This is a genomic window from Roseibium limicola, assembly GCF_017313085.1.
Classification (GTDB): Bacteria; Pseudomonadota; Alphaproteobacteria; order Rhizobiales; family Stappiaceae; genus Roseibium; species Roseibium limicola.
This window is the reverse complement of record NZ_JAFLNF010000007.1, coordinates 255081-277785: the sequence shown is the minus strand read 5'-3', so window position 1 is coordinate 277785 and position 22705 is coordinate 255081. Positions and strand designations below refer to the sequence as shown.

The 22705-nt window shown below is 57.8% G+C and carries 21 protein-coding genes; 1 reads left to right on the top strand and 20 read right to left on the bottom strand.

Going from position 1 to position 22705, the window contains the following annotated elements; translation table 11 throughout:
* Positions 1-209 precede the first annotated feature (209 nt).
* From J0X15_RS16395 to J0X15_RS16330, 14 genes are all read right to left on the bottom strand, one after another.
* Positions 210-1877 (bottom strand): hypothetical protein, encoded by a 1668-nt coding sequence (locus tag J0X15_RS16395; protein ID WP_206942961.1) that lies wholly within the window; start codon positions 1875-1877, stop codon positions 210-212.
* 151 nt (positions 1878-2028) lie between these two features.
* Complete coding sequence (locus J0X15_RS16390; protein WP_206942959.1) at positions 2029-2337, bottom strand: helix-turn-helix domain-containing protein; 309 nt, start codon at positions 2335-2337, stop codon at positions 2029-2031.
* Between the two features lie 132 nt (positions 2338-2469).
* Positions 2470-3915 carry an HlyD family type I secretion periplasmic adaptor subunit gene (locus tag J0X15_RS16385; RefSeq protein ID WP_206942957.1) on the bottom strand — a complete coding sequence of 482 codons (1446 nt, stop codon included), beginning with the start codon at positions 3913-3915 and terminating at the stop codon, positions 2470-2472.
* Between the two features lie 81 nt (positions 3916-3996).
* Positions 3997-5733, bottom strand: a complete 1737-nt coding sequence (locus J0X15_RS16380) for a type I secretion system permease/ATPase (protein WP_206942956.1) — start codon at positions 5731-5733, stop codon at positions 3997-3999.
* Between the two features lie 217 nt (positions 5734-5950).
* Complete coding sequence (locus J0X15_RS16375; RefSeq protein WP_206942955.1) at positions 5951-6781, bottom strand: ABC transporter permease; 831 nt, start codon at positions 6779-6781, stop codon at positions 5951-5953.
* A 65-nt stretch (positions 6782-6846) separates the two neighbouring features.
* Positions 6847-8115, bottom strand: a complete 1269-nt coding sequence (locus J0X15_RS16370) for a hypothetical protein (RefSeq protein ID WP_206942954.1) — start codon at positions 8113-8115, stop codon at positions 6847-6849.
* 32 nt (positions 8116-8147) lie between these two features.
* On the bottom strand, positions 8148-8801 hold the full coding sequence (locus J0X15_RS16365; RefSeq protein ID WP_206942953.1) for an ABC transporter ATP-binding protein: 654 nt from the start codon (positions 8799-8801) through the stop codon (positions 8148-8150).
* A 3-nt stretch (positions 8802-8804) separates the two neighbouring features.
* The gene (locus J0X15_RS16360; RefSeq protein ID WP_206942952.1) at positions 8805-10016 is read right to left on the bottom strand and encodes a hypothetical protein; all 1212 of its coding nucleotides are present in this window, start codon (positions 10014-10016) and stop codon (positions 8805-8807) included.
* A gap of 103 nt (positions 10017-10119) precedes the next feature.
* Positions 10120-10938 carry a dTDP-4-dehydrorhamnose reductase gene (rfbD, locus tag J0X15_RS16355; RefSeq protein ID WP_206942951.1) on the bottom strand — a complete coding sequence of 273 codons (819 nt, stop codon included), beginning with the start codon at positions 10936-10938 and terminating at the stop codon, positions 10120-10122.
* Positions 10935-12008: a dTDP-glucose 4,6-dehydratase gene (gene rfbB / locus J0X15_RS16350; RefSeq protein ID WP_206942950.1), complete on the bottom strand. Its 1074-nt coding sequence runs from the start codon at positions 12006-12008 to the stop codon at positions 10935-10937. Before rfbB ends, rfbD begins: the two co-directional genes overlap by 4 nt.
* A 3-nt stretch (positions 12009-12011) precedes the next feature.
* Positions 12012-12578: a dTDP-4-dehydrorhamnose 3,5-epimerase gene (gene rfbC / locus J0X15_RS16345; protein WP_209015412.1), complete on the bottom strand. Its 567-nt coding sequence runs from the start codon at positions 12576-12578 to the stop codon at positions 12012-12014.
* Positions 12579-12580: 2 nt separating this feature from the next.
* The gene (gene rfbA, locus J0X15_RS16340) at positions 12581-13453 is read right to left on the bottom strand and encodes a glucose-1-phosphate thymidylyltransferase RfbA (protein ID WP_206942948.1); all 873 of its coding nucleotides are present in this window, start codon (positions 13451-13453) and stop codon (positions 12581-12583) included.
* Positions 13454-13662: 209 nt separating this feature from the next.
* Positions 13663-13998, bottom strand: coding sequence for a hypothetical protein (locus J0X15_RS16335; protein ID WP_206942945.1), 336 nt, complete (start codon positions 13996-13998; stop codon positions 13663-13665).
* Between the two features lie 290 nt (positions 13999-14288).
* The gene (locus J0X15_RS16330; RefSeq protein WP_209015398.1) at positions 14289-14624 is read right to left on the bottom strand and encodes a hypothetical protein; all 336 of its coding nucleotides are present in this window, start codon (positions 14622-14624) and stop codon (positions 14289-14291) included.
* A 258-nt stretch (positions 14625-14882) separates the two neighbouring features.
* Here J0X15_RS16330 and J0X15_RS16325 point away from each other — a divergent pair, with 258 nt between their 5' ends.
* Positions 14883-15476, top strand: a complete 594-nt coding sequence (locus J0X15_RS16325; protein WP_206942943.1) for a hypothetical protein — start codon at positions 14883-14885, stop codon at positions 15474-15476.
* Between the two features lie 25 nt (positions 15477-15501).
* Here the strand turns inward: J0X15_RS16325 and J0X15_RS16320 are convergent, their stop codons facing one another.
* The 6 genes from J0X15_RS16320 to J0X15_RS16295 all read right to left on the bottom strand — a co-directional run bounded on the left by J0X15_RS16320 (position 15502) and on the right by J0X15_RS16295 (position 22475).
* Positions 15502-15747: a hypothetical protein gene (locus tag J0X15_RS16320; RefSeq protein WP_206942942.1), complete on the bottom strand. Its 246-nt coding sequence runs from the start codon at positions 15745-15747 to the stop codon at positions 15502-15504.
* 166 nt (positions 15748-15913) lie between these two features.
* Positions 15914-16273: a 50S ribosomal protein L20 gene (gene rplT / locus J0X15_RS16315; RefSeq protein WP_206942940.1), complete on the bottom strand. Its 360-nt coding sequence runs from the start codon at positions 16271-16273 to the stop codon at positions 15914-15916.
* Positions 16274-16305: 32 nt separating this feature from the next.
* Positions 16306-16500, bottom strand: coding sequence for a 50S ribosomal protein L35 (gene rpmI / locus J0X15_RS16310; RefSeq protein WP_206942938.1), 195 nt, complete (start codon positions 16498-16500; stop codon positions 16306-16308).
* A 238-nt stretch (positions 16501-16738) separates the two neighbouring features.
* Complete coding sequence (locus J0X15_RS16305) at positions 16739-17944, bottom strand: HPP family protein (protein WP_206942936.1); 1206 nt, start codon at positions 17942-17944, stop codon at positions 16739-16741.
* A gap of 141 nt (positions 17945-18085) precedes the next feature.
* Positions 18086-19006 (bottom strand): response regulator transcription factor, encoded by a 921-nt coding sequence (locus J0X15_RS16300; protein ID WP_206942934.1) that lies wholly within the window; start codon positions 19004-19006, stop codon positions 18086-18088.
* A complete protein-coding gene (locus J0X15_RS16295) occupies positions 18999-22475 on the bottom strand; it encodes a hybrid sensor histidine kinase/response regulator (RefSeq protein WP_206942932.1) in 3477 nt (1158 codons plus the stop codon). Before J0X15_RS16295 ends, J0X15_RS16300 begins: the two co-directional genes overlap by 8 nt.
* Positions 22476-22705: the final 230 nt, after the last annotated feature.

Sequence of the window (22705 nt, the reverse complement as noted above, 5' to 3'; positions counted from 1 at the left end):
GGGTGCTGCTGTTTTTTTATTAAATTTTCCGGCTGTTGGCGAGCAGAAACATTCGATCATTTGCCTTTACGGAAATCGGGATTTAAGCAACTGAAAACAAACCGCTTTTTTTATGGGTTTGTTGTGCGCAACAAAAAGCCGCCCGACCAGAGAACCTGGCGGGCGGCCATTTGGTTAACAATGCGTTTCCGCAGGGTCGGGTTTCGGCCTCAGGCGGCCATGTCCAATACCGTGGGTTGCGGCGCCAGCACGCCGACCAGGGTGATCGACATGCCGGTTTCCTCGGTCATGATGACATCGTGATTCGATATGGCGATCTCGACGTGGGCGCCCTGATTGAACAGGTTGCTCAGGTCGATCATGTCTTCGCCCAGCTCAAACCCCTGGATGACCGTGTGGCCTGCGGTGAAGGTCACCACATCCTTGAAGCCGTCATAAAATGTCAGCAGCCGGCTCGGGCCGCTCATGTCGGCCTGATGGCTCAGCGTGGCGTAATCATCCTCCGCCCGGGTGAAAACCACCGGCTTGGGCTCCGGCAGGGCGAGGGTGTCCGCCGCCGTCGATGTCTGGCCGGTGTCGGCGCCAGTCGCCATGGTGGGCTGTGACCCGATGGATGCCTGCGGACCGGAAGGTGACAGCAAGGAGGTGCTGCCGGTGCCAGCTTCGGCGTCAGTTGATGTCGCCGTGCCGGTGCCGGTGCTTTCGCTGTCGAGCAGCACCATGCTGGTGCCATCGGACCCGGTGGTGATGAGGGTGTCGCCGGTGGCGAACAGCTCTTCCAGGGCCTTGTTGACGGCCGCCGAGGCAAACAGGGTGACGACCGTTGCCGTCGTGCCATCGTCGATCCCCTGACCATTGCCCTGGGTGGTGATAGCTTCGGTCTTTGCCACTGCGGGCTGATAGGCCGCCGTGTCGGGCAGCATCACCACACGGGCGAGGGCCTGGGTGTCGCCGTCTGAACCGGCGGCTGGCTGATGGGGCTGATTGCCTGTGACCAGCTCCTCCGCCATGCCGTCGTTGGTGCGTGGGTCGAGGCTCGCCTGAACGCCGGTCTTGCCGTGGGTCAGGGGAATGCCGTCGCCATCCGCGGCGCTGCTTTCCAGCTCGCCAACGCTGATCGGTGTCGCCTCATCGGTGGCGGTCAGGGCTGCGGCATCAATGGCGTTGTCGGCCTGGGTGTCGCTCAGCAGTCCACGGCCGACCATGGCTTCGGCGTAATGGGCGTTTTCGACGCTGCGCACCAGCTCAACGGCGAAGAAAGCGGCGCTGATCAGCACGATGGAGCCGGTGCTGGCGACTTCATTCAGCTGTGACTGGGTGATCGGCATCGGCGCGCCGGCCTGATTGGCTGATTGCGTGCCGGACTGGTTCTGCGCTGCATCGCGGCCTGCGCGGCGCGTCAGCAAGGACATGAGGAAGTTGCCGCCGGTGTTTGCATCGACGCCGTCGAGGGTGCCGTCGGCCAGGCCGAGTGCGTGGTCGGCGTGGGATCCGCTGCCGCTGTCGACCGTCGTTGTCTGCGCCGCCTGGGCTTCGGCCTGATCGCCCATGGCGTCGGCCAGCAGGAAGGCGGCGGCGACGAAGGCCGTCAGCACAACGCTCGGATGATAGACGACCTTGCCGGAGCCTTCGCGATAACGCGGCATCGCCAGAGGAGCATCCTCAAGCATATGGTCGATGACATCCCGGAAGTTGGAGCCCTTGTAGATCTGGTTGGTCATCGCGTTGACGACCACAAGCTCCTGATCGATCCGGGCGATATGCACGAGGACGTCATCCGTGCCGGCGCGCTGGAAAATGAACCAGGGCTCGCCCTCATCGGACAGGCCATTGTCCGTTTCGATGGCCAGGCCGCTCTCGGCCAGCCGGTCACGCACGCGGTAAAACTCCGCGAAGTCCTGGTTTTGCCAGGGCATGGAACGGGGAAGGGAACGGGTACCGAAAGAAAGAATGGAAGCAACCAACAGATTACCCCTTAATGCTTGAAGACTGAGAGGCTGGAGACGCGCTTGCTCCCCAGGAAAGGCCTCAAGCGGCCTCGTTTCCGAACAGAATATCGTAGGTGCTCGGCTCATAGAATTTCATCAGGTCGCGGACGAACTCACGCGCGTTCATGCCGAGAGCGTCGGCCCAGACCTGGTAACGCTCCGCCGGGATACGGCCGCGTCCGGCCTCAATCTGGGAAACGAAGGTGTAGTATCCGACGTCAATCTTCTCGGCCAGCTCGCGCTGGGACATGTTGCAGCTCTCGCGCATGGTCTTGAGCCACTGCCCGCCTTCTTTCCGCAGCGTCTGTCGCTGCAGGTCCGCTGCTTCATTTGCACTTGTCTTCGCCATGCCCGCTCCAGCCCGCTTGCCTGTAACCGTGGCATCGTAACGCCACTGATCCTATCAAAATATTACCGTTCATATACACCGATGCCGAACCAATAGCAAATTCTGTACACCCAGCCCGGCCCGTTCTGATGCCTATTCTTCGCGCATGCCGCGCGACATTGCATCGGTCAGCGGCTTCATGAAGTAATTCAGCAGGGTGCGATCCTTGGTCTTGATCAGAACTTCGGCCGGCATGCCCGCCTGAAGCTTCTGGTCACCAAGCTTTTTCAGCTCCTTCGCCGTGGTGGCAACCTGCACCCGGTAATAAGGCGCGTTGCGGCCGTACTGATCAACAATCCGGTCGCCCGATGTGGTGGTAACCGTGCCGAAGATTGACGGCGTGGTGCGGAGGTCCAGCGCGCTGAAGCGGACTTCCGCCTCCTGTCCCAGGCTGATCTTGTCGATATCAAGTGGCGAAACCTGGGCTTCGACCAGCAGTTCACCAGCGTCCGGGGCAATCTCCATCAGCGGTTCGCGTGGTGTCACGACGCCGCCGACGGTGTTGATATTGAGTTCCTGAATAATGCCTGAAATTGGCGCCAGAATGTCGACGCGCTTCAAGACGTCATCCGCGACGACCAGCTGCTGCAGAAGGTCGACCAGACGGCTTTCGGTGTCGGCCAGTTGGGAAACGATCTTTTCTCGCATTTCCTGCTTGGCCTGAATGATCTGAAGCCGTGCTTCTCCGATCTGTTCACGCGAGCGAGCGATTTCCGCATCAATTTCGCCAACGTCACCCGCCAGTGATGCTGCTTCGCGCTGCAGAGCCAGAAGCGATGAACGGCGTGCCAGACCCTTGTCGAGAAGTTTTTCGAGACTGATGGACTCTTCGCCGATCAGTTCGACCTGGGATTTCTTGGAGACTTTCTGAGCCTCCATTCCGTCAATGCTGCTGCCGAGCTGTTCAATGCGTTGTTGCAGAACGTCGACTGTTCCCTGCAACGTTTTTTGACGTTCGCTGAACTCTTGTTCCTGAACCTGCATGGCCGTGGCAGGACCCGAAAGGTCCTTGCGATTGATCAGATTGGGATCGAAGATTATCTTTTCGCGGCCGAAAAGCTCTGCATGAAGCCGGTCACGAATGGCCAGCTGAGTATCTACCTGAGACTGAAGTCGCTCTACCATGGACTGCGCAGAGGTCGGGTCAAGCGACAACAGGACATCGCCGGCTTCAACGCGCATGCCTTCCTTGACATGAAGCGCGGCGACAATCCCGCCCTCCAAATGCTGCACCGTACGCTGACGTCCGACAACGACCAGCGTCCCGTGTGCGGTGACTGCACTTGCCAAGGGGGCTGTCGCAGCCCAGACGCCGGCGCCCACAAAGGTCAATCCGACAATTACCAGCCCGATGATCACGGTCCGGGCAATGACGGATGGAGGTGGTTTTATGTCGGCTGAGCTCTGCGTCACATTTTCCGCGAGGACCTCACCATGTTTGACTTTTGTGGCTTTCGCCTCAATCTGCTTGACGGGCTGGATCGAGCTTGCTGCTTGGCCGAGGTTCTGCGACATGATCCGACTTTCTTCCACTTTCATCCGGGGTGTCCGCTAGGATTGAGACCCACCCGACTTTGCCGTCCTGCAGACGGGCTCTGTGCATTCCTGGTGTGTGAACGACTAGGTTCGCGCTGCCGGCTTCAAAGGGGTAACTGCGCCGCCTGCCTGAGCGCGTTGCTGCTGCTCTTTGGCCAGATGTTCGAGAACAGCTTGACGAGGCCCATAAGCGGTCAGGATGCCATCAGTCAGCACTGCAATCTTGTCGACGATATTGAGTAGCGACGTGCGGTGGCTGATCACAATAACGGTACGATTGTCCTGTTTGGCCTGAAGGATGGCTCTCGAAAGGGCTTCTTCGCCAAAGCTGTCCAGGCTCGAATTCGGCTCATCAAGTACGAGCACGCGGGGATCACCGTGTAAGGCGCGTGCCAATCCGATGCGCTGACGTTGGCCACCGGACAGAGACCGTCCACCTTCGCCTACACGTGTACCATATCCGTCCGGCAATTGCAGGATCATATCATGTGCCCCGGCGCGCTGCGCTGCATCAACAACCTTTTCAGGGTCGATGTCGCCAAAGCGCCCGATGTTTTCTGCCACAGTCCCGGCGAAAAGCTCCACGTCCTGAGGCAGGTATCCCAAATGAGGACCAAGTAAAGCCGGATCCCAATGGGTTACGTCAGCACCATCAATTCGGACATGTCCTGAAAGCGGCGGCCAGATGCCGACCAGGGTTCGCGCGAGAGTCGACTTGCCTGCGCCTGACGGTCCGATCACGCCGACAAGTTCACCCGGCTGAACATGCATGTTCACACTACGAAGCGTCGGCTTACGGGCGCCTGGAGGCGCAACCATGACCTGCTCCAGTGTGATGGCACCTTTCGGAGTCGGGAGGGCCATGCGCTCGACTTCGTCGGGAACGCTCAGGAACAATGCCTTCAGGCGATCATATGATGAGCGCGCCGAAATCAGGCCCTTCCATTGGCCCACGGCCATTTCGACTGGTGCAAGAGCACGCCCCATCATGATGGAGGCTGCAACCATGGAGCCAGCCGTCACCTGCGATTCCAGCACGAGATACGCGCCGACGCCGAGAATGGCAATCTGCAGGCCCATACGCACAAACTTCGAACCGGACAGGAGCAGTCCGGCACGATCGCTTGCCTTCGACTGAAGGCCGAGGGCGGCCCAATGCAAATTGAGCCAGCGCTTGGAAATGCCAGGCATCATGCCGAGGGCATGCACCGTTTCCGCATTGCGCATGCTTGCGGAGACGTACTGGTGCGCCACGACCGTGGAACCTGAGGCTTCCTTGAGCAGGTTGCGGGTGGTGAGTTCGTTCGTCACCGCAAGGGTGAAAATCAGAATGGCGCCAATCAGGGCGACGATGCCCAGATAAGGGTGCAGCATGAAACAGGCAGCTAGAAATACAGGCACCCAGGGGGCATCACAGAAAGCGATGATGCCGCCGCCCGATAGAAACTCGCGCAACGTGTCCAAATCGCGAATAGGCTGGCTGAAAGCGCCGTTCGGATTCCGCATATGGCCGCGGAAAGCTGTCTGGAACAGCTCTCGTCCCAACATATGGTCGAACTTGGCGCCGGTGCGGACCAGCAGGCGGGACCGAATGGCTTCGAGGGCCCAGTAAACCACAAGCAACGCCAAGGCGAGGCCGGTGATCATGATTAGGGTGACTTCACTGCGGCTGGCGAGCACCCGGTCATAGACCTGCAGCATGTAGAGCGGGCCGATAAGCATTAACATGTTGATGAAAAAACTAAAAAAGACAACGGCTAAAAAGTTACTGCGGCAAAGCTGCAGAGTGGTCTGCAGTTTTGATTTCTGTATTTTCTTCATGCTAAGGCACCGGTCCCAGTTCTACCGAATAGGCGGATGGTATCTTCTTCGAAGTGACTCAACAAGTGAGCTCATCTCGATCGCTGCAGCTAATTTGCAGTACCCGTAGGTTGATGGCATCCAGACGTTAGAGCATATTTAGTAATATGCGCATATCCGCGGTCTTATTAACCGGAGAGCCCAGCAAAATCCAGCCGTATTCCTTTAATTTGTAAAATTAGCTGGCGAGCACCTGTGGTCGCAGGAGACGCTCAAGTAACAGACCGACAGCGAGGCTTCCGAATGCACATCCGATAAGATAGCCCTTCGAAAGTTCCTGACTGGGGTACCCGAGATAGTAGGCCGAACGAACCCATTCGACCGCGTGAAAGACCGGATTCCAGGCGCAGATTTCAATAACCTGCTCAGGAAAAACGTGCAGGTAAATTGGCGCACCGGAGCTAAGGTAGAAGATTACCATGGTGAGCGCATATACCATCGCGAAGAACGGAGCGATTGCCGTGATCACGCTTGCGACTATCCCCATGCCCAGGGCGAGAACCGTGATGAAGAACATGGCAAGTAAGGCTTCAGGCGGTTGTGTCGGGATGGGACTGGAGCCCAGCAGCAGCAAGCTGGAAAACATGATCAGCATCGCAAGGATGATGCCCATCAGCTCCAGAAATGCTCGTGCGAGGACGATATCCAGCAAACGGACGACGGGAAAGGCCATCATTGATTTGTTGGCGAGCAGCGAGATCGACATGAAGCGCGAAACATACATGAACGTCATCGCCGGCATCAGGCCGGTGGCAAAGAACAGATAGAGGTCATCACCGAATGCTGATTTTTTACCGATCACCGAATAGATGACGAGCAAAACTGCCATATGCCCAACCGGGAACAGCGGAACGATCAGGAAGCCGAGACCATGATTGAAGAAACGGCTGCGGATATCGCGCAAGATGACCGCGTGCATGACGTAGATCTTCTGCCGCAAGGCCTCTCCGAGAGAGATTGAGCCACCGCGATCTGCCGACCGTGTTGGAGTGGCTGAATAGATCGTCATGTGCGTCTTTTGCTCCAGGTTGAACGTGTATTTTGTTTTGTCTGCGCCTCAGTACTGGCGGTCGGTTAGTCCATTTTTTGACGGATGTAGATGATCGTACCCGCGATAGCTCCCCACAAGGAGAGAAAGATTAAAAGGCTGACGAAAAGGCTGAACGCGACGTTCGGGTATTTGCTTGTGTCGGGCTCTGTCGGTTCAGTGAAAACATCAAGAAAGACAAGCTGCAGAGAGCTGACCAATTTGACTTTTTCAAGCTCCTTGATAGCTGATTCCAGACGGTCTTCTGCGATTGTAATTTCCGTCGATATCTGATCGAAGACCTGTGACGTCGAGGCTAGGTTACCGCCGCTACCGTTGTCAGGCCCGGCTGCCTGTGCCTTGAGCTTGGCCGCCTGTTCTTCGCGTGCTGCGATTTCGCGATCTAGTTGCTTCACCTGCGGCGTTTCAGGCCCGATGCTTTGAACCAGCGCTTCTCGTTGGCTTTTAACTTCTGCGGTGCCGGATTCCAGCTTCGTGAGCACATCGATAATGCTGTCTGCCGCCAAAGTGACATCGTAAATGCCGGTCTCGTTCTGCAGGAGCCTGAATTTTTCACGCAGGTCTGCCAAACGGTCTGTGGCTGTCTCGACATCCTGACGGGATGATATCAGCAGACTGTCCCACATGCCGGAGTTCAGCTTGTTGATGCGGGCCTCAGCCAAATCCAGAACGCGCAGCATAAGCTCATAGACTTCTTCGGGAGAGAAGGCATTTACCTCCAATTCCACGATGCCGCTTTTCGGATTGACCCAGCTGGAAAACATGTTCTCCCAGTACTTCCGCGTTTGTTCCGCGGATGAGTCAGTTGAATACCGGGAAAAATAGTCAATTTCAGAGCGACCAAACATATGGTCGAAATCGATGGTTTTCTTCAGCTCGCGGACCATCGCGGGGCTGTCCAGGTAGTTCAGTACGATTGCCGTATCCTGGACGATCTTGGCTTTTGGTTCGACGGTTTCGGTCGAGTATCGATCACGGCTCAGCATGGGTGCTGAGGACCGCACCACGAAGCGCACTTCCGAGCTGTAAACTTCGCTCGCGATGACGGTGTAATAGAGCACGCAGGCAGAGAATGGCAGCGCGAAGCAAAAGATGAAGGCGATGATCAGAAGCTTTGCAAAGATCTTGTCGCGCACGCGAGGCGCAAGACCGGCAAGTCTGTAAAGATTGCGACGGCTTCGGTTCTCAAACGTCAAAGCGCGGGCATAGGAACTCAAGGCCGCTGCCATTTTTTGGCTGCGGACAGTCAGGGACCTGCCTCCGGTTTCAGTCAGTTGCTGACTGTCATCTGCCATCGGGCGTCTCCAGCCTGGTTGCCACGGCAGCGTTAGCGATTGAGTCGCATGTAGGTCGCAATGCCTTCTTCCACATCATCGAAAGTTACGAGATGCCCATCGATTAGCACAATCACGACGTCGCAGTAGTCTTTGATTGTGTCCATATCGTGGGAAATCATGATCACGTCAGAGGTGCTGCGTCGTTGCTTGAACGCCTCCTTGCAGCGTTTCTGGAAGTTGGAGTCCCCAACCGCAGTGATTTCGTCGACGAGATAGCAATCGAATTCGATCGCCATGGAAAGCCCAAAAGCGAAGCGCGCAGACATGCCTGATGAGTAAGTCCGCATCGGCTCGTTCAGATAGCTGCCGATCTCGGCAAATTCAGCCACGAAGCGCAGAACCCGACGGTAGTCTTCGCCATAGGCTCTGGCGACAAACTTCAGGTTCTCCTTGCCACTCAACATTGCGTTAAATCCATGGCCGAAACCCAGCGGCCAGGAAACGCGGGCCGATCGGCGAATCCTGCCCTTGTTTGGCAATTCAGCACCGGAGATAAGGCGCATGGTCGTTGACTTGCCTGCGCCGTTCACGCCGAGGATTCCATAGGAAGTTCCGGCGGAAAAATGCAAGTTCTGCTTGCGGAGAATGTACCGTCTATGACCGGCCGTCTTGTAGTACTTGGTGACGTTCTCAAGGGTTATCATGGATTATGCCCGGTGATCTGCGATCGACATCCAAACCAAGGTTGCCGTGACCCAGAGAGTGAACATGCCAAGCGTAAAGATGATCCAGGCAGAAAACCGTGCAGGGTATTTGGACTTCTCGGGCCGTTGCGCCTGAGAGAACACGGAGACGAAAGTTGTCCTGCGCAGAGCAGTTGATTTCGCCGTATCCAGATTGCGAACGTTGGCTTCATAGATCGCTTCGGTCACGACGCGTCGAGTCTCGAGCCGAGAGAATTCGGTCAACTGGTCAGAAAGCTGAACGCCTGTAGAACTTTGCCCGGCCAAGCTGTCGCGGCGTAACTGGATTTCACTTTCAAGCGCTTCGACCGCGCGCTCCAATTGCCGGGCCTTTGCAGAATCTCCTGCATTTGCAGCTTTCATTGCATTGAGCTCAACGGTTAGCGAGAGCTTTTCTTCCAACAGTGTCGAAATCACCGAGATTGCAAGTTTGCCCGTGGACACCGGATCCAGAACGCCTGTTTTATTCTGATAAACACGCAGTTCCATGAGAGCAGTCTGATACTCTGACAAACTGGCCCGAACGTCCGTTTCTGCGCGGGCAACGAGATCCTGCTTCGCTTTTTCGGAAATTCGTTCAATCATTTCGTCAGCTGCCGCAAGCGCCGCATTCATGATCTCAACCGACTCCTCGGGTGTGAACGCGCGGATTGTCACGATGATAATGCCGGAGGGGCCGTCGACATAGGTGTCGATCTGGTTGTTCCAGAATTTGTGCAGAGTTTCAAAGGAGGCATCGGGGGAGAGTCGGGAAATGAAATCGATGCTGTCTTTCGAAAACAGCTCCCTCAAACCAATCCGGTCACTCAGCGTTCGAACAATTTCAGGGGATTCAAGAAAGTTTGCAACGATGTAGGAATCCTGGGTAAGGGAATCTCCGCCGATGATCGAGCGCCCTTCGCGATCTTCCGAGGTTGAGAATTGCTCGCTGACGCCGATGGTGCGCACGATCATGCGGGTTTCTGCGACATATTGGCTGCTGGCGATGAAGGCATAGTAGAATGCGCAAATCAGGCTTGGGATGATCACCGTCAGGAGGAATGAGTTCCATTTTGTGAGATAGCGGTCGTACCAGCGATGGAGTTCAAGATCGTCATCCAGCAGTGCTCCAGAATTTGGAGTGTCTTGCTGGCTGACCTCAACCTCAGTCGCGGTCTGGTTTGCTTCAAGGCTCATTCGTTCTCATTGCCCAAGTTCGAAAAGTTTCCAAAGATCTACAGGTAAATCCCATGGACCGGAACGCTGCGCCACTTCGCAAGCAATCTGAATGTCGGAAACCTTAATTTGGCTGCCTCAGCCTTGAATTCCGAGGGCGTTTTGCCTTTGACGGATATTCAGCGCTGGTTATGGCATTAACATGGCAAGTGGGGCCACCTGTAGCCGTGCTTTCGGCGAAAATCTTTCGGGCGAAACCGCACCAGGTCATTTCTTCGGGGCCAACCAAATGTATTGTTTCGCCCAGCCGTTCACGGCCCCCTGCTGCCCAATCGTCGCAAATGGCAAGCAGACCATCCGCAATCTCAAAGGCCGACGTCGGGTTGCCGATCTGATCGTCGACCACCGACAATTCGTCCCGGGTTTCGGCCAGACGCAGCATGGATTTGTAGAAATTCTTGCCATAGGGGCTGTAGACCCAGGCGGTGCGGGCGATCAGGTGGTCCGGATTGGCGGCCCTCACGGCTGCCTCACCCGCCTGTTTCGTTTGGCCGTAAACGCCAAGCGGATTGACTGGATCGGAGGGGAGATAGGGCCGGTCGAGCTCACCATTAAAGACATAGTCGGTGGAGATCTGAATGAACCGGGCGCCGATCTTTGCGGCTTCATCAGCCAGAATACCGGGCGCCTGTCCATTGATGGCCATGGCAAGTTCCGGTTCATCTTCGGCCTGATCTACAGCGGTGTAGGCGGCCGCATTCAGAACAACGTCCGGCCTGACCTGCTGAACGGCTGCGCGGAGCGTGGCCGGCTCGGCCAGATCCAGCCGAACCTCGGTGCCTTCTCGCGCGCAGAACACCAACTCCAAGGCGGGGTGGTCCGCGGCCCTGTCGGCGAGACAACGCGCAACCTGACCTTCCTTGCCGGTGACGAGGATCTTCATTCGCCCGCTTCCTTGGTTGACAGGGTCCCTAGACGCTCGAAGCCCTGGGCCTGGCGGATTGGCTCCCACCACCAGTCATTGGCCAGGTACCAGTCAATGGTGGCGGCAAGTCCGCTTTCGAAGGTCTTGGAAGGGGTCCAGCCCAGTTCGCGGCGGATCTTCGAGGCGTCGATGGCGTAGCGGCGATCGTGACCAGGCCGATCTGTGACCATGCGGATCAGGTCCGCATAGGAACCGCCGTTGGCGCGTGGGCGCTTGGTGTCGAGAATGGCGCAAATGGCGCGCACGACATCAATGTTCGTGCGCTCGGCATTGCCGCCGATGTTGTAGTTTTCGCCGCTCACCCCTTGCGTGGCCACCAGGTGCAGGGCAGCTGCGTGGTCATCGACGTACAGCCAGTCACGAACGTTTTCTCCCTTGCCGTAAACGGGAAGCTCACGCTCGTCGAGCGCATTGAGAATGACCAGCGGGATCAGCTTTTCGGGGAAGTGGAACGGCCCGTAATTGTTGGAGCAGTTGGACAGCACGACCGGCAGGCCATAGGTCTCGTGCCAGGCCCGGACCAGATGATCAGACGAAGCCTTGGAGGCCGAGTAGGGAGAAGATGGTGCGTAGGGGGTGTCCTCGGTAAAGATGCCGCTGTCGAAGGGCAGGTCGCCGAAGACTTCATCGGTCGAAATGTGATGGAAGCGGAAGCGGGATCTCTTTTCGCCGCTTAGGCTTTCATAATAGCCGCGCGCCGCATTCAGCATCTGAAAGGTGCCGATGATATTGGTCTCAATGAACGCTCCGGGACCGTCGATCGACCGATCGACGTGGCTTTCGGCGGCCAGATGCATGATGATGTCGATGTCATGCTCCCGCAGCAGGGCGCCAATGGCGGGCCCGTCGCAGATGTCGGTCTGCGAAAAGGCGTAATTCGGTAGATTGTCGATGGCTTTCAGTGAGGCCAGATTGCCCGCATAGGTTAGCTTGTCGACGTTTAAAACGTAATTTTCCGGGTCGTTGGCAAGGCGGCGACAAACTGCCGATCCGATAAATCCTGCTCCACCTGTGATCAGAAATCGCATGTCTTAACCTTCATAAACAAAGCCGGTGTCCGTTTCGGTCAGAAGGGCGGCTGTCCTGTCCTTGTCCGACAGGATGGCGTCGGCGGTATCAACCGGCCATTCCACCCCGATTGCGGGGTCGTCAAAACGGATGGAGCGATCACACTCCTTGGAATAGTAATTTGAAACCTTGTAGAGGAATTCGGTGTCGGGTTCGAGCGTTACGAAGCCGTGGGCAAACCCTTTGGGGACGAGCACCTGGTTCCACTTCTTGGCTGAAATCTCCACACCGATCCATTGCGCGAATGTGGGTGAGCCCTTGCGGATATCGACGATCACATCAAAAACGGAGCCGCGGGTAACACGCACGAGCTTGTCCTGGGCAAAGGGTGGTGTCTGGAAATGCAAACCCCGTAAAACGCCTTGCTGAGCCGAAAAGGAATGGTTGTCCTGGACGAAGCCGAGGTTGATACCGACTTCCTCAAATGCCTTGGCATTGTAGGTTTCGGAGAAGAAACCACGGTCATCGCCAAATTTTTTGGGCAGGATTTCAATGACCCCGTCCAGGCCAAGGGGGCGGAATTCGGGCATGGTCATTTTTCTCCAACACAGCGGCGCAAATAGGCGCCGTATCCAGATTTTCCCAGTAGCTCGGCGCGCGAGATCACTTCACTCGCACTCAGCCAGCCATTGAGATAGGCGATCTCTTCCAGGCAAGCGATCTTGAAGCCCTGCCGATGCTCAATGGTTCGCACGAAAGCCGATGCCTCGTGCATGCTGTCGACCGTTCCCGTATCGAGCCAGGCATAGCCGCGTCCGAGCGTGGCGACGCGCAGGCCTCCACGTTCGAGATAGGCCATGTTGATATCGGTAATTTCCAATTCACCGCGCGCCGATGGTTTGACGCTTGCCGCGATGTCGAGAACGTCATTGTCGTAAAAATAGAGCCCGGTCACCGCCCAGTTTGACTTGGGTTGAGCCGGTTTTTCTTCAATGCTGACGGCTTGGCGAGTTGTTGCATCGAAGTCGACAACTCCGTAACGCTCGGGATCGGCTACGTGGTAGGCGAATATGGTCGCTCCCGACGGCTCGGAGAGAGCCTTTTTGCACAGAGAAGATAGACCGGCACCGTAGAAGATATTGTCGCCGAGGATCAAAGTGCAGGCATCGTTTCCGACAAACTCCCGGCCGATAATGAAGGCCTCCGCCAGCCCATTGGGTTCGGCCTGCTCTGCATAGTTGAGATTGACGCCAAAATTTGAGCCGTCGCCCAGAAGCGCCTGAAACACCGGCAGATCGCGCGGTGTTGAAATGATGAGAATTTCTGAGATGCCCGCTAGCATCAGAACACTGAGCGGGTAGTAGATCATGGGTTTGTCGTAGACCGGCAAGATCTGTTTGGAGACTGCCATGGTCAACGGATAAAGACGCGTGCCGCTGCCTCCGGCAAGGATGATGCCTTTCAAAGAAATGCTCCGGTATTCGTATCTCAGGCTCGTTCAAGCTCCGGCACTTAATTCCTGCTTTCCAGCGTCATTGCAAGGCCTATCGGGTTGGATGACAGGTTTGCGGTGAAAACACAGGTTAGGCGGATACATTTTCGAGACCTAGCACGGAACTGAGAAGCAAGGTTTATTCCGGCCGTGGTATGGCAATCGTCAAGGCGAATTGGCAGTCAGAAGCTGGCGGCGAGGAGGTGGCCGGCGGGCATGGTGGTGACGACACGGCCAGCGGCGCGATAGGCGGCGGCGCCCGAGCGCTGCGCAAGATCCGTGGAGGCGTTGTCCCTGTCGACGTTTGTGGTGAGGGAAATCAGAGTTGGCGAATAGGCAATGGCCCCGGCACGCGGGACAATGGTTGGCTCGGTCTCGTGTGCGGCAGAGCTGTCCGGGGTTTTGCTCTCGGCCAGGTAAAATGGCGGTTTGCGCTGACCGCCGGGTTCACCTTCATCGCCTTGGTGACGGGTGCCGGTCATCAGGTTCGGGATGCTTGAGGAACGCGTAACCTGCATGGGACAATCCCCTTCCGCTCATCATGGCCGTTTGGCGGCCTCATGAAATAGAACGCAGGGGCAGGATTAACGGTTCCTTCATATTTTCGATGTGTTGAGGATCACGCTTTGCTGCAACAGGTGCTGAGGCCGGAGGTCACGGGGAAATTGGCCTGATTGCGCGGGTTCTTGGCATTTGCGCGTTGGGCTGGGCGCGATCGAGAAAATATCTTGCAGCATGCGAAACCGGGTGGGTTCCGCCACCGTGCTTGCCTGAAAAAAGCCGGAATTCCGGCTGATCTGAAGATTGCTCAGAATTCTTTTGAAATGACGTGGCCGACTTCGCGTCGGCGCGGTCTGGCAGCGGTCTCGCGGTATTTGCTGGTGCCGATTTCAGGCTCTGTCGTACGCTTGAAGCGTGTCTGGGGGTCGCCGTCACGGGTGGCGATCAAATGAGCGAGAAACGGTGCATTGGGCCGGTAACGGGCGATGAAGGCATCATGCTCGCGCTCGATGCGAGTGGCTTCCAGCGTGATCATCGGGGTTGCAGGTCGACGGCTCTCGCGACGCTGCGGCTGTTCATCACTGCTGGGACGCTTCCGGTTCATGTTGGAACGTCCGTAGGAGCTGATCGGTTCAATACGCACCAAAACCGCCTATGACTGTTTCACTTTGGCACAGGGGATCCGTGCCTCAACGATACGTCGCAATCGCCATGCCAGAATTTACAGGCCGTTAACCTTTGTGGCGCGGTTTCCCTCATTTTTGGGATTTAAAAGTTAACAAAATTGGGAAAATAAAAATTAAACCATTATCCGCGGGTAAGTGAAATCCAGCGAAATGCGGGGCTATTCGTGCTTCTTCGGAAGATTGGGAGTTACGTTTTGATAAGGCTAATTTTGACGATGCTGACGCTCAGTGCCGCGCTTGAGGTGCCGGTCCATGCTCAGGACGTGTTGCCGGGCGGCGTGCGTGTGCCAATCCAGGGCTATTGGACGTCAGGCTGTATCAAGTTGGGTATGGGCGGACGGCATGGTGCAGTGGTGACCCTGCATGTCAGCCCTCTGGGAGTGCTGCGGGCACAGGCTCAGATGTTTGCCGGGCCTTCCTGTGACAGGCCGACGGTGCTTGCGCGCTATCGCGGGGAGATCATCGGCAATTCGGCTCTGGGGGAGTTGGACCACCGGGTCGAGGCAGTGCGACTGAGCGTTGCCGACCGGCAGGCGCTGGCCCTCTATAATGAGCAGCCTGACAACTTTGGCTGCGGCTTTGCGCGGGCACGACCCTGGGCCCTGAACCGGGAACGGGATGTGGCAGGGCGGACCTGTGGGGGGCAGGGGTTTGCGCGTGTGGGAACGGTTCTGAAGGACCGGTACTGGCTGGAAGGCGAGGAACTCAGGTTCGGAGCTCTGCCTTTGAGCCTGGAGCCGGTCGCACGCCCGACGCAACCGGGGCCGGTGGTGTTTTACAAGGTCGGGCTGGTCGACAGGTCGGAGTGAGAGCCTGAGTGTAAGGCCGTCAGAGCTAGCGCAGGTGGTCCATTGCCCATTCCAGGGCGCCGGTCAGCGCCAGGACCGTGAAGGACACGACGAGAGCGATAACCTTCCATTCGCCGAATTGCACACCGCACCAGGAAAACAGGCATTCCACGCCGAAGACCGGCAGGGCTTCCAGCACGACAAGCGAGATGAACCAGGGAACGAAGACCCAGGAGGCGTGACCGCCCGGCTCCGAATCGGAGCGGGGGAAGTCAGATCGTCCAAAAACCATGGGTATGCCTTTCCTCCTGAGGACAGGGCGAAAGCTTATCCGGCTATCAGATCGGAAGTTTCGGCTGGGCACAAGGCAAAAGCGGACAAGAAAAAGGCGCGCTTCGTGAGAAACGCGCCTTTGAAAGCGTAATAGATCTTCAAATTGAAGGTCTTAGAAGCCAGTATCAGGCAGCAATTGCGCCCTTGGCCTTTTCCACAAGCACCTTGAAGGCGTCCGGCTGGTTTACAGCCAGGTCGGCCAGAACCTTACGGTCAACTTCGATGCCGGCCTTGTTCAGGCCATCGATGAAGCGGCCGTATGTGAGGCCTTCCTGCCGGGTCGCAGCGTTGATGCGCTGGATCCAAAGCGAACGGAAAGTCCGCTTTTTGGCCTTACGGTCGCGGTAAGCATACTGAGCTGCCTTTTCGACAGCCTGCTTGGCGATACGAATAGTATTCTTGCGGCGGCCGTAGTAGCCCTTGGCTGCCTTAAGAACCTTCTTGTGACGTGCGTGGGCAGTTACACCCCGTTTGACGCGCGACATGGGAAATCTCCTTTAATGTGGGTGCTCGGGGCTTAGCCCTGCAGGAACTGCTTCACGACTTTTGCATCCTGCGGTGCCAGCGTGGTGGTGCCACGGGCGTTGCGGATGAACTTTTTCGTGCGCTTGATCATGCCATGGCGCTTGCCAGCCTGAGCAGCTTTCACCTTGCCGCCTGCCGTCAGTTTGAAGCGCTTTTTCGCTCCAGATTTGGTCTTCAGCTTGGGCATTTTGCATCCTTTCGTTTGTACGACGGGCAAGCCGTCGCTTTACTTGTTGGTGCATCGAGAAGTCGACACGGCATGCCCTTGATGCTTCGTGGGAAAGGTGGCTTGCGGTTTAAGTTGAATTTGCACGCGCAATGCCAGCCCACAAAGAGCCGGACGACTCTGGACCGACGGCTTATAGGAAAACTTTGGGAAGGATGCAACCCGATTCCGTGGCTGATTGAGGCATTTTCAAAGCGCGTCAGAATTGTTCCTGCAGAGTCAGTCTTCTGGCGGCCGTGTCCGTGGGGTGAAGCGGGGAAATGTCTTGAGTTGGGCGGCGAAAAAGGGCTGCAAGCAGGTCTGACTGGGTGACGATGCCGAGGAGGCGATTGTCCGCATCAACGATTGGCATGTGATGGACGCCCTGATCGGCCATTGGCGAGACCAGCAGGCCGACGGGAGTGTCGGGCAAGGCGGATTGGACGCGCCGGGTCATGATGTCCTGAACCAGTCGCAGAGGGCGGTTCCGTTTGACCGTTGCCATCAGAAGCCGTGCGGGGCCGAGTTTCAGGCGGCCTTCCGGCGACAAGACCGAATGGCGGATAAAGTCGGCACGGGTGACGATCCCCGTCAGCTTGCCCTCGGCATCGACGACAGGCAGTCCTTTTACATGGTGACCGACCAGCAGCCGCCAGGCATGCGTCAGTTTTGTCTCCGGATGCACGGTGCGCAGGTCCTTTGACATGATATGGGCGCAGGTCATCTGACCAGCCTGACGGTTGAAAGCCCGGATCTGGGCTCGGTGCAGCAGCTCGTCGAGATCCTCGGGGCTGACATCGAGCAACTCGTCCTGCTCTTCGATGACGGCACGGATATCCGCTCCGGTTACGCCGACCCGGCGGCTTGGTGGAGCATCTGCCGTCTTGTGAGCATTGGCCGAGGTGCTTGCGTCATGGGGGTAGTGGCGTCCGGTGATGTTGTTGAAGACCAGTGCAACTGCGAGGATGAGGACACTGTTGACGCCGACGGGGGACAGCAGAAACCAGTAGCCGGCTTCATGGATGGCAGGGCCGCCGAGCACGGCTGTCAGGGCAACGGCGCCGCTTGGCGGGTGCAAACAGTTCAGCATGAGCATGATGCCGATGGACACGGCAATGGCGGCGCTGGCGGCCAACAGCGGTTCATGGATGACAAGGGCAAGGGACACGCCGACGAAGGCGGCAATCAGATTGCCTCCGAGAATTGACCATGGTTGGGCCAGAGGGCTGTTGGGCACTGCGAACAACAGTACAGCAGAGGCGCCCATGGGGGCGATCAGCAGTGGCAAGTTCACGTCGCTACCCAGGCTCAGGGTGCTGACAAGCCCGGTGAGCAGGATGCCAGTGAGTGCGCCGAGCGAGGCACGCAGACGTTCCAGGCCGCTTGTCGGGACGAGCGACGGGTTAAGTCTTTGGAATATCGACATGCAGTTCTGCTGGCCTCAAGGTGAATTGCATCGTCTTATAGCAATATGCCTTGAGAATAGGCAGAAAAGTCATTTTCAAACGGCGGGACTGGATAGAAAAATCGGCTCCGGGCGCCGTGATGGATTTGGCAGGGCTGGTTATCAGATCTCGTAGAGGGCTTGCGCAGCCCGCACGGCAGCGGAGGCCCGGTTCTCAACACCGAGTTTCTGGTAGATCTGCTCCAGATGCTTGTTCACCGTGCGGGGGCTCAAGCCGAGGATTTCGCCGATGTCCTTGTTGGCCTTGCCCTTGGCGATCCACAGCAGAACATCTGCCTCGCGGGTGGTGAGGCCAAAATTGTCGCGCAGCACCTCCAACTGGTTGGGGTGATCGGCTGTGGTCAGGCGAAACAGCACCTCGTCACCACTGACCGCACCGAGATATTGCATCTGGATCGACAGTTCGCCGAGAGGCGTCAGGGTGAAGGGCTCGGAGCGGGCCTGGATGCGTGCAGCGTCGCCGTCAAGCCATGCGCCCAGCGCCTCGGCAATCTCCATCAGCAGCACGGTGTCGCCGGACGGGCAGGAGGCAAGCAGTTGATGGGTTTGCGGCGTTGACCAGCGCAGGGTGCCATTGCGTGACACCGCCACCAGATGACGACCGGCGGCATCCAGGGCGATCCGGGCGTTCTGGACGGAACGGGCATTTGCGAGGTGGACCCGGATGCGGGCCTTCAGCTCGTCGATGTTGATCGGTTTTGTCAGAAAGTCGACGCCACCGGATTCCAGTGCATGGACGATATGTTCGGTTTCGCTCAGGCCGGTCATGAAAATCACCGGCACATGGGCCAGATGCGGTCGGGCCTTGATCTCCTTGCAAGTTTCGAAACCGGACAGCCCGGGCATGACGGCATCCATCAGGAACATGTCGGGGGTGACCCGCTCGGCGACGCTCAAGGCACCTTGTCCGCTGGTCGCGACAAGAACGGTGATCCCGGCCTGATCCAGTGCCTGGGTCAGAAACCCAAGCGTTTCAGGATTGTCGTCAACGACAAGGACAATGTCGCGGGTGGTCTCAGTCATGCTGCCTCAACTCTTCCAGGACTTTGGTGTAGCCGGCGAAATCAAACCGTTGCAGATACGCGCGGAGGGTTCCTATCAGCTGATCGTTGGATGGATCCGCCGCCAGACTATTGAGCTTTTCTTCAATGCCTGAGATGTAGCCGATCTCTCCCAAACTGATCAAATCCGCCAGCGCGGCTTCTCCAGGGTGTTTGGGTTTTACCGGAGCGTTGCCTGAAGAGGTGCTGTCAACAGGGGCGCTGACCACAGCGGGGCCGAAGCCTGGCAGAGTGGCCATCTGAGGCAGTGCTTCGACGCTTGGCGGGGCGGGGCGCCTGATTGCCGCATCCTCGATCCAGATCAGCTGCAGATGCTGCTGCAACTTGTCGAAAAGCGGCGGCAGATTGAAGGGCTTTGCCAGGCTGTCATCATGCAACTCAGGCCCGCTGGGGCGCAGATTGGCGTCGCCGATATTGGCGGAGATCATGATGATTGGCGCCTCGATGCCACGGCTGCGCAAGACTTCAGTCAGTTCCCAACCGTTCATACCCGGCATGAGAATGTCGATCAGGAGGAGATCGAAAGCTTGATCCGCCACCTTTTCCAGACATTCGGGTCCGCTTTCGGCTTCGGTAATGCGGAAGTCCAAGGGTTCGAGGATCTCTCGTAGAAGGGCGCGGTGATCGGGATTGTCGTCGACGACGGCCAGATGTCGGCGTCGCCCGGCGTAACCGATGATGCGCTTTGCGGGTGAGCGGGGTTTGACCGGGCGGCTGACGGCGGCGAGCATCAGGCGAACTTCGAAACTGGCACCCTGACCCTCGTCACTGGCGAGGGCGATGGCACCGCCTAGGGTTTCGGTCAGCAGTTTGGTTATGGTCAGGCCCAGACCCAGACCGGGCGTGCGCCTGGCCTTTACGCCTTCAGAGCGGCCAAAGGGCTCGAAGATCTTGGTCTGCTCTTCCAGGGCAACGCCGGGGCCGCTGTCGGAGATGGTGAAATTGGCAACCTGGGAGCGGTAGGTGATCTTCAGACAGACGTGGCCGTCATCGGTGAACTTGATGGCATTTGAGAGCAGGTTGACGAGGATCTGTCGCAGGCGCTTTTCATCCGTGCGCACATAGATCGGCAGGTTGCGGGCCCGCTCGTAGCGGAACTCCAGCCCCTTGGCCTCGGCCTGCATTTTGAACATGTCGACCAGCTGATCCAGTAGGTCGTGGATGTTGACCTCATTGGAATAGACCTGCAGACGCCCGGCTTCGATGCGTGAAATGTCGAGCAGGCCGTCAATCAGACCGGACAAATGCTCGGCGCTGCGGCGGATGGTGCGAATGTTGGACTTGCGGTGTTCGGGAATCTCGACGTCTTGCTCCATCACCTGGGCATAGCCGAGCACGGCGTTGAGCGGCGTGCGCAGCTCGTGCGACAGGCCGACCACATAACGGCTCTTGGCCATGTTGGCGGCCTCTGCATCCTCTTTGGCTTTCTGCAGGGCGGCGTCGGTCTTACGGTGAGCGTCGATTTCCCGCTGCAGCAGGGCGTTCTGGCGCGCGGATTCTTCTTCCGCCACATGACGCGTGTCATGAGCCAGCACCAGAAACCAGGAGGCAATGCCGGCGGCGATGGCAAAGACCACGAAAATCAGCGCAATGGTCTGGCCGATGAGGGGCGAGGTTTCCGGGAAACGATCCGCTGCCTGGGCGTAGATGACCCAGAGTACTACGCCGATGCTGGCCACAGCCATGCAGGCGGTCATGCCATAGCGGCCAAGTCGTGTTTTCAGCGCCTGCACGATCCGCACGGGCAAAACCCGGTCGGCGACAACACCCACCTGATAGTTCAGTCGGGCATTGGGCTTGCACAGGTCGTGACAGCGTGCGTCGAGCGAACAGCAGAGCGAGCAGATCGGCGCCTGATATGCCGGGCAATAAGCCATGTCTTCCGGCTCGAACGGGTTTTCGCAGATCGAACAGGTGATGGTCGACTGCTGTTGCCAATGGGCGCGGGGCTTGCGGGCAAGGTAGAAGCGTCCCTTGGTGGCGAAGGCGATCAGTGGCGACAGGATGAAGGCGGCAATCATCGCGATGAACGTGGCATAGGCGGCCGCATATTCACCGAAGTGACCATAATGTCCGAGCAGCCCCAGAACCGTTGCCAGGACCATTGCACCGGTCCCGACAGGATTGATATCGTAGAGGTGGGCGCGTTTGAACTCGATGCCCGGTGGGGACAGGCCGAGTGGCTTGTTCAAGAAGAGATCGGCGGAAATAGACGACAGCCAGGCCATGGCAACGATGGAGAAGATGCCGAGGGTTTCCTCCAGCAGCTTGTAGATGCCCAGTTCCATCAGCACGAGTGCGATGGCGACGTTGAAGATCAGCCAGACGACGCGTCCGGGATGGCTGTGGGTGAGGCGGGAGAAGAAGTTCGACCAGGCCAGCGACCCGGCGTAGGCGTTCATGACATTGATCTTCAGCTGCGAGACGACGACGAAGGCCACCATCAGCAGCAGCACCGCCTGTTCCGAAGGGATCATGTAGCCGAAGGCCACCGCATACATGCGTGACGGTTCATCGGCATGATCGATCGGTATGGCGTGAGACAGCGCCAGCACGGCGAGAAACGATCCGGCCAGCATTTTCGGTGCGCCCAGGACGACCCAGCCGGGGCCGGCCAGAAACAGTGCGAAGCGATGGCGCTTGCGGGCAAGCTCCTGCGGCGGGAGGAAGCGCAGGAAGTCCACCTGTTCGCCGATCTGGGCCATCAGAGCCAGAATGACGGCGGATGCCGCCCCGATGCTGATGAGATCCAGCGAGGCGAAGCCCGGCGACGGCGGACGAGGGAGATTGCTTTGCGGATCAATTCCGGTGAAGGCCAGCCACTCGCCAAACACGGCCCCGTCGGAAAAGGCAATGAAGATGAAGGGCAGGATGTTCAGGACGATCCAGAACGGTTGGGTCAGCAGCTGGAACTTGGAAATCAGCGTGACGCCGTGGGTCACCAGAGGAATGACCGCCAGAGCCGAGACGATGTAGCCAACCCACAACGGCAACCCAAAGACGTATTCCAGCGCGCTCGACATGATCGAGGCTTCGATGGCGAAGAGGATGAAGGTGAAGCTGGCGTAGATCAGCGAGGTGACGGTGGAGCCGATGTAGCCAAAGCCGGCGCCGCGGGTCAGCAGATCGATATCGACACCATAGCGCATGGCGTAGCGGGCGATCGGCATGCCCACCAGCAGTAGCACCAGACTGCCGATCAGGATGGCGACAAAGGCGTTTGCTGTGCCGTAGGACAGAGTAATTGCCCCGCCCACAGCCTCAAGTGCCAAAAAGGAGATGGCTCCGATGGCGGTTTGTGACAGGCGGCGGGAGGAAAAACGCCGTGCCGACTTGGCGGTAAAGCGCAGGGCGTAGTCTTCCAGGGTCTGATTGTTGACCCACTGATTATACTTTCGCCTGACCGGCAGGATGCGTTGCCGTGCGGTCATGAAGGTGCCCTGAAATCCATCTTTTGCCCATTTCTTACGCAGTTTCGTCACGTGCGGCGGTCAAGTGATCGTGAAATCAGCCCGGAAACCCGAGCCTTAACCTGCTTCCTCTTCCGCACCTCTTGCAGGGTTCATGCCGCTTATTGCGTCAGTGAAAAATGAGAGAGCCTCGTCATTCCTTCAGCTGCGCATTTTGACGGTGCGAAACGCGCAGGGGCCTACGTCAATCG

Excerpts from the sequence above, each read along its gene's own strand:
- rpmI (WP_206942938.1), bottom strand. The coding sequence starts at position 16,500 with ATGCCCAAGCTGAAGACCAAATCTGGAGCGAAAAAGCGCTTCAAACTG.
- J0X15_RS16320 (WP_206942942.1), bottom strand. The coding sequence starts at position 15,747 with ATGGTTTTTGGACGATCTGACTTCCCCCGCTCCGATTCGGAGCCGGGC.
- rfbB (WP_206942950.1), bottom strand. The coding sequence starts at position 12,008 with ATGCGATTTCTGATCACAGGTGGAGCAGGATTTATCGGATCGGCAGTT.
- rplT (WP_206942940.1), bottom strand. The coding sequence starts at position 16,273 with ATGTCGCGCGTCAAACGGGGTGTAACTGCCCACGCACGTCACAAGAAG.
- J0X15_RS16390 (WP_206942959.1), bottom strand. The coding sequence starts at position 2,337 with ATGGCGAAGACAAGTGCAAATGAAGCAGCGGACCTGCAGCGACAGACG.
- J0X15_RS16385 (WP_206942957.1), bottom strand. The coding sequence starts at position 3,915 with ATGAAAGTGGAAGAAAGTCGGATCATGTCGCAGAACCTCGGCCAAGCA.
- J0X15_RS16295 (WP_206942932.1), bottom strand. The coding sequence starts at position 22,475 with ATGACCGCACGGCAACGCATCCTGCCGGTCAGGCGAAAGTATAATCAG.
- J0X15_RS16335 (WP_206942945.1), bottom strand. The coding sequence starts at position 13,998 with ATGCAGGTTACGCGTTCCTCAAGCATCCCGAACCTGATGACCGGCACC.
- J0X15_RS16370 (WP_206942954.1), bottom strand. The coding sequence starts at position 8,115 with ATGGCAGATGACAGTCAGCAACTGACTGAAACCGGAGGCAGGTCCCTG.
- rfbC (WP_209015412.1), bottom strand. The coding sequence starts at position 12,578 with ATGCCCGAATTCCGCCCCCTTGGCCTGGACGGGGTCATTGAAATCCTG.
- rfbD (WP_206942951.1), bottom strand. The coding sequence starts at position 10,938 with ATGAAGATCCTCGTCACCGGCAAGGAAGGTCAGGTTGCGCGTTGTCTC.
- J0X15_RS16380 (WP_206942956.1), bottom strand. The coding sequence starts at position 5,733 with ATGAAGAAAATACAGAAATCAAAACTGCAGACCACTCTGCAGCTTTGC.
- J0X15_RS16375 (WP_206942955.1), bottom strand. The coding sequence starts at position 6,781 with ATGACGATCTATTCAGCCACTCCAACACGGTCGGCAGATCGCGGTGGC.
- J0X15_RS16365 (WP_206942953.1), bottom strand. The coding sequence starts at position 8,801 with ATGATAACCCTTGAGAACGTCACCAAGTACTACAAGACGGCCGGTCAT.
- J0X15_RS16300 (WP_206942934.1), bottom strand. The coding sequence starts at position 19,006 with ATGACTGAGACCACCCGCGACATTGTCCTTGTCGTTGACGACAATCCT.
- J0X15_RS16325 (WP_206942943.1), top strand. The coding sequence starts at position 14,883 with ATGCTGACGCTCAGTGCCGCGCTTGAGGTGCCGGTCCATGCTCAGGAC.
- J0X15_RS16360 (WP_206942952.1), bottom strand. The coding sequence starts at position 10,016 with ATGAGCCTTGAAGCAAACCAGACCGCGACTGAGGTTGAGGTCAGCCAG.
- J0X15_RS16305 (WP_206942936.1), bottom strand. The coding sequence starts at position 17,944 with ATGTCGATATTCCAAAGACTTAACCCGTCGCTCGTCCCGACAAGCGGC.